At 49.9% G+C, this 11,583-nt stretch carries 13 protein-coding genes; 10 read left to right on the top strand and 3 right to left on the bottom strand.

The features are described 5' to 3' along the window. Positions 1-95 precede the first annotated feature (95 nt). The 4 genes from LG201_RS14150 to asd all read left to right on the top strand — a co-directional run bounded on the left by LG201_RS14150 (position 96) and on the right by asd (position 4,328). Positions 96-1,802: an acetolactate synthase 3 catalytic subunit gene (locus LG201_RS14150; RefSeq protein WP_226772848.1), complete on the top strand. Its 1,707-nt coding sequence runs from the start codon at positions 96-98 to the stop codon at positions 1,800-1,802. An 11-nt stretch (positions 1,803-1,813) separates the two neighbouring features. After that, positions 1,814-2,305, top strand: a complete 492-nt coding sequence (gene ilvN, locus LG201_RS14145) for an acetolactate synthase small subunit (protein WP_226772847.1) — start codon at positions 1,814-1,816, stop codon at positions 2,303-2,305. A 65-nt stretch (positions 2,306-2,370) separates the two neighbouring features. After that, complete coding sequence (ilvC, locus tag LG201_RS14140) at positions 2,371-3,387, top strand: ketol-acid reductoisomerase (protein WP_226772846.1); 1,017 nt, start codon at positions 2,371-2,373, stop codon at positions 3,385-3,387. 98 nt (positions 3,388-3,485) lie between these two features. Next, positions 3,486-4,328, top strand: a complete 843-nt coding sequence (gene asd, locus LG201_RS14135) for an archaetidylserine decarboxylase (protein WP_226772845.1) — start codon at positions 3,486-3,488, stop codon at positions 4,326-4,328. A gap of 62 nt (positions 4,329-4,390) precedes the next feature. On the opposite strand, the gene LG201_RS14130 is transcribed toward asd, so the two are convergent. Continuing rightward, positions 4,391-4,921, bottom strand: coding sequence for an RNA pyrophosphohydrolase (locus LG201_RS14130; protein ID WP_226772844.1), 531 nt, complete (start codon positions 4,919-4,921; stop codon positions 4,391-4,393). 206 nt (positions 4,922-5,127) lie between these two features. Between LG201_RS14130 and LG201_RS14125 the strand changes: the two genes are divergently transcribed. The 3 genes from LG201_RS14125 to LG201_RS14115 all read left to right on the top strand — a co-directional run bounded on the left by LG201_RS14125 (position 5,128) and on the right by LG201_RS14115 (position 7,299). Next, positions 5,128-6,084, top strand: a complete 957-nt coding sequence (locus LG201_RS14125; protein ID WP_226772843.1) for a YVTN family beta-propeller repeat protein — start codon at positions 5,128-5,130, stop codon at positions 6,082-6,084. 53 nt (positions 6,085-6,137) lie between these two features. Continuing rightward, positions 6,138-6,671: an SRPBCC family protein gene (locus LG201_RS14120; protein ID WP_226772842.1), complete on the top strand. Its 534-nt coding sequence runs from the start codon at positions 6,138-6,140 to the stop codon at positions 6,669-6,671. A gap of 214 nt (positions 6,672-6,885) precedes the next feature. Beyond that, a complete protein-coding gene (locus LG201_RS14115) occupies positions 6,886-7,299 on the top strand; it encodes a pilin (protein ID WP_226772841.1) in 414 nt (137 codons plus the stop codon). Between the two features lie 101 nt (positions 7,300-7,400). On the opposite strand, the gene LG201_RS14110 is transcribed toward LG201_RS14115, so the two are convergent. Together LG201_RS14110 and LG201_RS14105 are read right to left on the bottom strand one after the other, a co-directional pair. Further along, positions 7,401-8,471: a cyclic nucleotide-binding domain-containing protein gene (locus LG201_RS14110; protein ID WP_226772840.1), complete on the bottom strand. Its 1,071-nt coding sequence runs from the start codon at positions 8,469-8,471 to the stop codon at positions 7,401-7,403. 28 nt (positions 8,472-8,499) lie between these two features. Next, entirely contained in the window at positions 8,500-9,264 is a 765-nt protein-coding gene (locus tag LG201_RS14105; RefSeq protein ID WP_226772839.1) for an MBL fold metallo-hydrolase, read from the bottom strand. A gap of 378 nt (positions 9,265-9,642) precedes the next feature. Between LG201_RS14105 and LG201_RS14100 the strand changes: the two genes are divergently transcribed. From LG201_RS14100 to LG201_RS14090, 3 genes are all read left to right on the top strand, one after another. After that, entirely contained in the window at positions 9,643-10,308 is a 666-nt protein-coding gene (locus LG201_RS14100; RefSeq protein ID WP_226772838.1) for an alpha/beta hydrolase, read from the top strand. A 127-nt stretch (positions 10,309-10,435) separates the two neighbouring features. Continuing rightward, complete coding sequence (locus LG201_RS14095; RefSeq protein WP_226772837.1) at positions 10,436-10,690, top strand: exodeoxyribonuclease VII small subunit; 255 nt, start codon at positions 10,436-10,438, stop codon at positions 10,688-10,690. After that, a complete protein-coding gene (locus LG201_RS14090; protein WP_226772836.1) occupies positions 10,687-11,577 on the top strand; it encodes a polyprenyl synthetase family protein in 891 nt (296 codons plus the stop codon). The genes LG201_RS14095 and LG201_RS14090 overlap by 4 nt, the downstream gene beginning before the upstream one ends. Positions 11,578-11,583 lie beyond the last annotated feature (6 nt).

The following is an 11,583-nucleotide window of genomic DNA, read 5'->3' as shown; positions in this document are numbered from 1 at the left end:
TTACAGGCACTTCCCACTTAATCATCCTTGACCAAATCGGCGCAAACCGTTAGTGTTCTACGTTTCCCAAACTCTTGGCATAACAAGCAATATCTATGGAAATATCTGGCGCAGAAATCGTCATCCGTTGCCTGCATGAAGAAAACGTTAAATTCGTTTTTGGCTATCCAGGCGGTGCGGTGCTCAACATATACGACGCAATTTTTACTCAGGACAAGTTCAAGCACATCCTGGTTCGTCATGAGCAAGCAGCGGTTCATGCAGCTGATGCATACGCACGTGCCACTGGCGACGTCGGGGTCGCGCTCGTTACCTCGGGCCCTGGTGCCACCAATGCCATTACTGGCATTGCGACTGCGTATATGGACTCCATTCCACTGGTCGTGATCAGTGGCCAGGTGCCTACGCCAGCCATTGGCCTGGATGCCTTCCAGGAAGTTGACATGATCGGGATTACCCGTCCATGTGTAAAACATAACTTCCTGGTCAAGGATATCAAGGATATTGCTACCACCATGAAGAAGGCTTTCTTCATTGCCGCAACAGGCAGGCCTGGACCGGTAGTCGTGGATATCCCCAAGGACATTACGGCCCAGCTTGCAAATTTTGAATATCCAAAGTCAGTAGAGCTACGCTCATACACGCCTATCCTGAAAGGCCACTCCGGTCAGATCAAGAAGGCGATCAAGCTCATGCTGGATGCCAAGCGCCCGATGATTTATGCGGGTGGTGGCGTGGTACTGGGCGATGCCTCAGGGGAGTTGATCAAGATTGCACAAAGACTGGGCTTCCCGGTCACCAATACCCTGATGGGCCTGGGTGGTTATCCAGCCACGGACAAACAGTTTGTTGGCATGCTGGGGATGCACGGCACACTTGAAGCCAATATGGCCATGCAGGACTGTGATGTGCTGGTTGCCATTGGTGCACGCTTTGATGACCGCGTGATTGGCAATCCAGAACACTTCTTCAACAAAAACCGCACCATCATCCACATTGATGTAGACCCGTCTTCCATATCCAAACGGGTAAAGGTCGATGTGCCTATCGTCGGTCATGTACAGTCTGTACTCACCGAGATGAATGAGTTGCTGGATGCGGAAACACGCGCACCGGACGCAGTTGCACTCAAGGCCTGGTGGACACAGATCGAAGAATGGCGTGGCCGCAACTGTCTTTCCTACAATCGCAATAGCGAGATCATCAAGCCACAATACGTGATTGAAAAACTGTGGGAAGTCACCAAGGGTGATGCTTACGTCACTTCAGACGTCGGTCAGCACCAGATGTGGGCTGCGCAATACTACAAATTCGACAAGCCACGTCGCTGGATCAACTCCGGCGGCCTTGGCACCATGGGCGTGGGTCTGCCTTACGCCATGGGCGTACAGTTTGCTGATCCCACTGCGCAAGTTGCCTGTGTCACCGGCGAAGGCAGTATCCAGATGAATATTCAGGAGCTGTCGACCTGTAAGCAGTTCCATCTGCCCATCAAGGTCATCCTGCTCAACAATCGCTATTTGGGCATGGTACGGCAGTGGCAGCAGTTCTTTTACGAGAATCGCTACTCTGAATCCTATATGGACAGCCTACCTGACTTCGTCAAACTGGCGGAATCCTATGGCCATGTCGGCATGAATATCGAAAAACCGGGCGATGTTGAAGGTGCACTGACCGAGGCGTTCAACCTCAAGGACAGATTCGTATTCATGAACTTCCTCACCGACCAGAACGAAAACGTGTTCCCCATGGTGCCAAACGGCAAGGGCCTGTCTGAAATTATCCTGGCTGAAGAGCTGTAAGAAGATCAAGTATGAAACACATCATCTCCATATTGATGGAAAACGAAGCTGGTGCACTTTCTCGTGTAGCTGGCCTGTTTTCCGCACGTGCATACAATATTGAATCCCTGACTGTGGCACCCACCGAAGATGCCACACTGTCACGCATGACCATCGTCACCTCCGGATCGGATGAAGTGATTGAGCAAATCATCAAACAACTCAACAAGTTAATTGATGTGGTCAAGGTACTGGACCTCAACGACGGCCGCTTTATCGAGCGAGAACTGATGTTGGTCAAGGTGAAGGCCACTGGGCCGTTCCGCGATGAAATGAAACGTATGTGTGACATTTTTCGTGGGCGCATCATTGATGTTGCAGACGGCAGCTACACCATAGAGCTCACAGGCTCAGGCTCCAAACTGGATGCTTTCCTAGAGGCTCTGGACAACGCTGCCATTCTCGAGACCGTCCGTACCGGCGCATCCGGTATAGGCCGCGGCGACAGGATCCTCAAGCTTTAACATTGAATTTGTGGGCAGTGCACCAGCATTGCTTGCAGTAAACTATTTGTATTGAAAGGTAAAAAATGAAAGTCTATTACGACAAAGACGCAGATCTGTCCTTAATCAAGAAACTGAAAGTGACGATTGTTGGTTACGGTTCTCAAGGCCATGCGCATGCGCAAAACCTGAAGGACTCTGGTGCCACTGTCACTATCGGTGCTCGCAAGGATGGTAGCTCCTTTGCCAAGGCCGTAAACGCAGGTCACGATGTCAAGGAAATCAAGGATGCGGTGACTGGCGCCGATGTTGTGATGGTATTGTTGCCAGACGAAACCATGGCAGAAATCTACAAAGCCGACATTGAGCCTAACCTGAAAAAGGGTGCAGCACTGGCCTTTGCTCATGGCTTCAACATTCATTACAACCAGATTATTCCTAGCAAGGATCAAGACGTCATCATGATCGCGCCTAAAGGCCCTGGTCACACCGTACGTTCCGAATACCTCAAGGGTGGTGGCGTTCCTTCATTGATCGCTGTTTACCAGGATGCCTCTGGCAAGGCCAAGGACATCGCACTTTCTTACGCTGCGGCCAATGGCGGCACCAAGGGTGGCGTGATTGAAACCAACTTCCGCGAAGAAACAGAAACCGACCTGTTCGGTGAGCAAGCTGTACTCTGTGGTGGCGCAGTTGAACTGGTTAAGGCTGGTTTTGAAACTTTGGTTGATGCTGGCTATGCGCCAGAAATGGCTTACTTCGAGTGCCTGCACGAGTTGAAGCTGATTGTAGACCTCATGTACGAAGGCGGCATCGCCAACATGAACTACTCCATCTCCAACAATGCAGAGTACGGTGAATACGTTACTGGCCCTCGCGTGATTGCGGACCAGGCTCGTGCTGCCATGAAAGAATGCCTGACCAACATCCAGAACGGCGAATATGCCAAGCAATTCATCCTGGAGGGCCGCACCAACTACCCATCCATGACTGCACGTCGTCGCCTCAATGCTGCTCACCCAATCGAGCAGGTGGGTGGTCAGTTGCGCGCCATGATGCCTTGGATTTCCAAGAACAAACTGGTGGATCAGTCCAAGAACTAAGCTTGACCGTTAGCGGTTAAACTATGAAGAGGCCGGGCCATGCCCTGCCTCTTTTGCTTTTCTGCTCCCAGCCCTGCAATCACTCATACGAGGCCAAAGTGTCCAAACGTTTTTCTGTGTTAGTGCAATATATGGTGCCGAAACAGGCACTGACTGCCATTGCTGGCAAATTAGCGCATGCTCAGGCAGGTAAACTGACCACTGCAGTGATTCGCTGGTTTGTTAAACGCTATCAGGTCAACATGGCTGAAGCTGCCAATCCCGATATCAGCAGTTACACCAGCTTTAATGACTTCTTCACTCGTGCCTTACGTACAGGCGCTCGTCCACAGGCTATCGCCAAACTGACCTGCCCGGTGGATGGTGCCATCAGCCAGTTTGGCCCTATTGCAGTTGACCAGATCTTTCAGGCCAAAGGCCACAGCTACTCAACCACCGCCCTGGTGGGTGGCAACAAGGAAATCGCAGCCCAATATCAGAATGGTAGCTTTGCCACGATTTACCTCAGCCCACGCGACTACCACCGCATCCACATGCCATGTGATGGCAAACTATTGAGCATGACCTATGTGCCGGGCGACCTGTTCTCGGTCAATCCAGCAACAGCAGAAGATGTTCCAGGCCTGTTTGCACGTAATGAACGTGTGGTGTGCGAGTTCGCAGGCACGCAAGGCAATTTCATCCTGGTGTTGGTTGGCGCGACGATTGTCGGCAGCATGGCCACGGTCTGGCATGGCATTGTGAATCCACCCCGCCCTGGAAAGATCAAGTCCTGGGACTACAGCAGCCAGAATATTCAACTGAAACAGGGGGAAGAAATGGGACGCTTTTTGCTAGGCTCAACCGTGGTGCTAGTGTTCCCACAATCTGACGCCATCGTATTTAATTCGTCTTGGGTGTCCGCAGGTACTGTCAGGCTTGGTGAGGTAATGGCAAGCTGAATAAAAAAACCGCCCCGAGTGCACTGGGGCGGTTTTTAGATATAACCAAACAGAATAAACGATTAACGAATAATCGGCGTACCCACCTGCTCTAGCAGAGGATGGCGGGGTTGACGGCGACGTTCTCCAAGGTGAGGAGATAACTCCTTGAGTGCCAGGCGATATACATCCCGCTTGAACTCAATGACGCTATCCATCGCCACCCAGTAATCACTCCAGCGCCAGGCATCAAACTCTGGATGCTCAGTGGCACGCAATGACACATCATTATCACGTCCGACCAATCGTAGCAAAAACCATATTTGCTTTTGGCCCTTGTAACTTCCGCGCCATTCACGCTTGATCCAATTCGTAGGCACCTCATAACGCAACCAATCCCGCGTTCTTCCCAAAATCCTTACATGTTCAGGACGCAGGCCAACCTCTTCCATCAGCTCACGGTACATGGCTTGCTCCGGGCTTTCACCATGCTTGATCCCACCCTGTGGAAACTGCCAAGAGTGTTCGCGGATGCGCTTACCCCAAAACACCTGATTGCGGGCATTACATAAAATAATGCCTACATTCGGGCGATATCCATCGCGATCTATCATGACAACATACCTCTATAATTTGCCGTAATTCTTCCATATTTCGACCCAGATTGAAAGAATAACCGCCCGATTGCAACCGGCAATCCTGATAAAACAGACACTTGCTCTTGCCTTGACGCTATTTGCACCGCACCCGTATACTGCCAAGTCAACCAAGCGTAGCCCAGCTGCGTTTAAAGACCATTGACAGAAAACCCCGATTACCAGTGAAACAACTCATCATTTTCGTCATTAGCAGCATGTTTGCTTGCAGCCTGTCCGGCGCCATTGCCGATGAAGCATATATCACCAACCAGGGCGACAATACGGTTTCAGTCATTAACCTCGTCAATCATCAGGTGATCGCCACCATACCCGTCGGCAAATCCCCGGTAGGGGTCGCAACATCGGCAACACTCGGGAAAGTATTCATCAGCAATGTGGATAGTCACTCTGTCTCTGTCATTGATAGCAAAACCTATCAGGTGATTGATACCATCGATATCCCAGGCTCCCCTGTCGGCATTGCACTTTCTCCGGATAGCAACACGCTTTATGTGGCAGACTGGAATGACAACCGCATATTGGTGATCAATACTGCAGACACCCAGCAACGTCGTGAAGTCAGCATAGGCAAAGCCCCTGCCGGCATCACCATCAGCCATGATGGCAGCAAGCTTTACGTGGCGAACCGGGATAGCAATGATTTGGCAGTGATAGACACTGCCTCCCTCAAGATATTAAGCCGTATTGCCACTGGCGCGCACCCGTTTGGTGTCACCCTGGGGCCGGATGGCAAACATCTTTATGTGGTCAATGTGTATGAAAACAGCCTGTCCATTATTGACCCAGCTAGCGGCCAAAGCCGTGCCATCAAGGTAGGAGAGCATCCATATTGTGTGACTGTCAGCCCAGACAGCCAATATGCGTACGTTACCAATACACAGGCTGATACGGTTTCCGTGCTCAGCCTGACAGAAGACAAGGAAATCGCCAAGGTGCGTGTAGGCGGCTTCCCGGAGGGCATCAACTATGATGCTGCCACCAACAGAATTTATGTCGCCAACTGGTTCGACAACTCGGTTTCAGTGATAGACGCCAGCAGCAATAAGCGTATCGAAAACATCCCGACAGGCAAGCAAAGCCGGGCTTTCGGTCAGTTTATACTCAAGACGTCACATTGATCAGGATCTGCATAGCAGTTCCACTTTTTAGCTAAATACATGGAGAACTATAGATGAAGAAATTACTCGCCCTGCTGGCTATCGGCATGCTGCCGCTGACTGCTGCCGCTCACGGCCCATCCCCGCAAAAGGTTGAAAAAACTGTCATTATCGATGCCAGCCCTGATAAAGTCTGGGCCCTGGTGAAGGATTTCGGCAATTGGCAAAAATGGCATCCTGCCGTTGAAAGCACAAAACTGGAAACCAAGAAAAATGAGGCAGGCGAAGAAGAAACCCTGCGCCTCCTGACCCTCAAAGGCGGCGGCACCCTGCTGGAAAACCTGAAAAGCCTGGATGAAGACAGCAAACAACTAAAGTACGGTATTGTAGAAGGTGTACTGCCAGTCGCTGATTACTACTCCACCATCTCTGTCAAAGCCGTGGATGGCGGCAAAGCAGAAGTTAAATGGATGGGCCGCTTCTACCGTGTGTACAAGCTTAACCCACCTATCCCTCCAGGTCAGGATGACAAGTCCGCGCTGGATGCAGTGAATGGCGTTTATGACGCGGGCCTGGCCAACCTGAAGAAGGTTGCTGAAGCCAAATAAGCGACTTGCCTTGTCACAGACTGACAAATTTTGTCAGTCTTATGCAATAAAAAAGCGGTGCTTGAAGCACCGCTTTTTTTATCGCCCTCACAAAAACCTTTTAAATTCAATCAATAACAAAAACACATCTCAGTTGGCACACTCATTGCCATATGTTTAACATGCAGTACCCATTGATACTGCAACCACTGACACTTACTCCAAGGGGATTCAAATGAAGAAAGTACAACAAGGTTTTACATTAATCGAACTGATGATCGTCGTTGCGATTATTGGTATTTTGGCAGCAGTAGCAATTCCTTCTTATCAAAACTATACAAAAAAAGCCAGATTTAGCGAAGTTCTATCCCTTAGTGACACATTTAAGCAATCAGTATCCATATGTGCTACTGACAATCCTGCAAACCCAGGAACAGCTACTGGTTGTTCAAATGGTGCATTGGGTGTAGAGGCTGCTCCCGCAGCAACTGCTAATGTTGCATCTCTAACAACAACAGATGGCGTAATTACAGGCACAGGATCTACAGCAGCCGGCGGCTACACTTCTGTTCTTACCCCAACGATCAATGGTTCAAATATTACTTGGGCTCAAACTGGAACATGCCTTGCAGCAAGTTTTTGTAAGTAACTTCAAATAAAGCACTTTCAAGGCTTTACATAAAAAATATACTTCGAAAATTAACCCGCTTCGGCGGGTTTTATTTTAACCATATAAAATGTTCGAAAAGTTTAAGTGATGTGTACCGCACCCAAGCTCTTATTTAATATTCGGACATTAAATCCATACCCTAGCAAGATAATGGCCGCGGCTGAACTACGCCGACCTGTGTGGCAATACGCAATATAAGGAATGGCTTTATTTAATTTCCCCACCAAATTCCGCAACTCATGTAATGGTGCATTAATGGCTCCGGGTAAATGTTGGTAGTCATACTCAGTGGGCAATCTCACATCCAGCCATACAGCTCCATCTTTCACCATGTACTCTGCCTCGGGTACCGAAACCTTCGTCAGCAGGGGCTCCTGCAATAACTCTATGAAATCTTGCTTACTAAGTCGTAGTAACATGCCATCAGTTTTCATCGACACTGTCGCATTACGCCGGTTATTTGAAACCAGCGCCTCCTCACCAAAGGCAGAGCCTGCTTCCAATTGCGCAATCAGCATATCCGGTTGACTAGGCACTGGTCGCCTGCTGACCAAGGCCATACCATTTTCTATCAGGTAGTAATAATCGCCCTCTTCGCCCTGACGGATAATGACCTGCCCGGCCCTGACCGGCATGGGTTCCATGCGGCGAAACATTTCTTCAATATGGGCGGGCGGTAGACGGCTGAATAGACCGTTCTGCAACTTGCTGACACTGAACACCTCGGTGTCCTTCATCCATTTGCCACTGTCATGACTCACTGCCGCCAATGCAGGGGGTGCCGTATTCTCGTATCCGGCCAACTGGTCCCAGGTCATCATGATATCCAGCAGGTCGGTATCTATCCGTACTATCTGGATTTCAGTCAGGGCGATCGTGTCCTGCACAGGCAACGAACCAGAACCCACAGGGTATTTGGCCGCTTCGCTACCACCACGTAATATTTTCTTGCTACCGTCCACATAGCGCAAGCCGATATCACCCTTGAGTAAATACAGCACTTGTGCACTTTTCAAGACATTCATGCGTAAGGGATCAATATCCTGATTTACCCGTTCGATAAAGCACAGGCCCGCCAGCTCTTTCAAGCGTCTAGGGGAAAGGGCCAGTATCGGTTCAAGTTGCAGTAGGAATGATTCCAGGTTGTCCATTGGTGTGCCGAATGAATGATTGCGGGATTTAAAGAGTAATAATCTGCCCGTGCCACAATTGGCTCGGGTTCAAGGCGTGACGATAAGCGTTAATTTCCTGCATGATGCTTTCGCTCTCACCAGGTTTCAGATGGGTAATATGCACCTGCGGTTTGCTTTGCAGTTGATTCAGCCCTTCCAGCAATAAAGAAGGACATAAGTGTCTGGACACTTGCGCCAGCGCAATCTCTGCATTGCTGAAAGAGGTTTCTATCACTAGATGGGCAAGGTTTTTAACCTGATTCAGTTGCTGCCAGAATGCATCACAACTGGTAGTGTCGCCACTGAATGCCAGACTGCCTACTCCGCTATCCAGCAGATAACCCACAGCAGGCACGGAATGATGGGCTGGCAAGGCAGTGATCATGCGCTGATTCAATGTGAACGTTTGCCCCAGGGATAAAGGGCGATATTGAAGAAATGGCTGTTCCTGGTCTGGAATTTGGTTGAAATCTGGCCAGATTTTCCAATTGAAGATATGCGCTTTTAATACGTCTATCGTTTCAGGCAGAGCATATACCGTCACCGGGGCCGCACGCTTGCCCATAACGCTGTCCAGCAGAAAAGGCAGACAGGCAATATGATCCAGATGCGAATGGGTGAGGAACACGTGATCTATCGCCACCAACTGCGCCAGCGACAAATCGCCAACGCCCGTGCCCGCATCGATCAATATATCGTCATCCAGCAACAAGGCCGTTGTGCGTAAGCCCTGACCTATTCCACCGCTACAGCCGAGCACCGTGACGTTCATTCACCCTCCTTGCTTGCACTTCAAAATTGATCCGTCCCGTTGTTCTAAGTAACTGTTGCAATACGCAATCCGTTTCACATCATATCTGCTATGACAACTGATTCAAATACACCGCCATCAAGCAATTAAAAACAGGCACAACATTGCAATCCCGGATGAATTGTTTTGGAAAATCAGAGGCTATAGAAAACCTTAATTGTGCTAAGCACAAAAAAACAATACAACTTAAAAAATCAATCACCTAATTAAAAAAACCGCAGCAGATTTATCCAAAAATAACTTCATTCTGAACAAACCTTATGATTCAGGACAATATCATGCATGTCCCGCCAAGCACATCATGGCAAAATAGCAGACTCCCCATCACGATCCCGCATCATGCAATTACTAGATTTTATTGAGATTTCTCCAGAAGATCCTATCCAGCACAGTGTTATCTGGCTGCATGGCTTAGGTGCCGATGGTCAGGACTTTGTGCCGGTCGTGCACGAGCTTGCCTTGCCTAATACGCGCTTTATCCTGCCGCATGCACCAGTACGCCCAGTCACTGTCAACAACGGTTACGCAATGCCTGCCTGGTACGATATTTATGGTTTTGATGCCAGCTACCAGCAGGATGCAGAAGGGATTGCGGCCACACAGAAGCAGATTGAAGCGTTAATTGCCAATGAGGTGCAGCGAGGTATTCCTTGCCAGCACATCGTACTGGCGGGGTTTTCCCAGGGTGGCGCGATTGCTTTGCATACCGCCCTGCGATATCCAGAGCCGCTTGCCGCTGTACTGGCACTTTCCACGTATCTACCACTGAGCGAATTGCTGGGGACAGAACGCAGCCTCGCCAACCAGGCGCTGCCTATTTTCATGGCGCACGGCACGCTGGATAACGTCATTACCCTGGATAGATATCAAGCTTCAGCCGGGCTCCTGCAAGCGCAAGGCTATACGCTTGATTTGCATGAGTACCCAATGCCACACTCAGTCTGTATGGAAGAAATCAATGACATCCGCAATTTCCTGCAAGCAAAGCTATTACAGCAACCATGAACTTAATCATGGTCTCTCCGGGCTGTTAGGCGTAAAATGGTGGCAATTTTTCATCCATTACTGGACACCAGCATTTGACCAAACATCATGATTTTGCTACGGTTCCGCCCCTTCAGTGATTGGTTTCATGAGTAAAAAAGCAAAAACGGAACAACAAGCCAGCATGTTTGATACCTTGAGTTTTGAAGAAGCAATGGCTGAACTCGAGAGCATCGTTGGACAAATTGAGTCAGGCCAATTGCCACTTGAGCAATCGCTGACAGCCTATAAGCGTGGCTCGGAACTGCTGCAGCACTGCCAGAAATCACTGGCTGACGTTGAACAGCAAGTACGAATACTGAATGAATCCAACCAGCTACAACCCTATACCGATACTAAATGACTGATTTTCAAAGTTGGGCTCGCCATACGCAACAGCGCATGGAGCAAGTGCTGGATACCCTGTTACCCCCTGCCGACATTGCACCACAAAAACTGCATGAAGCCATGCGTTATGCAGTATTGGGTGGCGGCAAACGTGTGCGCGCCCTGCTTGCCCATGCGGCAGGTGAGCTGTGTGGTGCGCCCAAAGAAAAAGTGGATATCGCCGCCTCCGCTGTTGAGTTGATCCATGCCTATTCGCTGGTACACGATGACATGCCCTGCATGGATGACGATGATCTGCGACGCGGCAAACCTTCCTGTCACAAGCAATATGACGATGCCACCGCATTACTGGTGGGAGATGCCCTGCAAACGCTGGCCTTCCAGTCACTGGCAACACCACAGCTTTGCACACATGCAAATCGCCAGCTGGAAATGCTCAATTTGCTAGCAATTGCCAGCGGCTCACGCGGCATGGCTGGTGGTCAGGCGATAGACCTCGCCAGTGTAGGCAAGGAGCTGGATCAGTCAGAACTGGAATACATGCATATCCATAAAACCGGTGCTTTGATTCGTGCTGCTGCTTTGCTGGGTGCATACTGTGCTGATGATGTAGACGCGGAGCGCATCAATGCCATAGACCATTATGCGCAATCCATAGGCCTCGCGTTCCAGGTGGTAGATGATATCCTTGATGCAGAAGCAGATAGCGAAACCCTGGGCAAGACTGCAGGCAAAGATGCCGAAAGTAATAAGCCAACCTATGTCACGATTCTGGGCATAGACCGCGCCAAACAGCTGGCGCAGGAGCTGCTGGAAAATGCCCTGACGCCACTGGCAAGCTATGGTGAGGACGCTACACGCCTCCATCAATTGGCGCAATTCATTACCCAACGTAGCTTTTGAGCGGAC

Source organism: Methylobacillus gramineus (assembly GCF_020532675.1).
In the GTDB taxonomy this organism is placed as follows: domain Bacteria; phylum Pseudomonadota; class Gammaproteobacteria; order Burkholderiales; family Methylophilaceae; genus Methylobacillus; species Methylobacillus gramineus.
The sequence above is the reverse complement of the archived record's forward strand: the minus strand, read 5'-3'. Positions and strand labels throughout refer to the sequence as shown.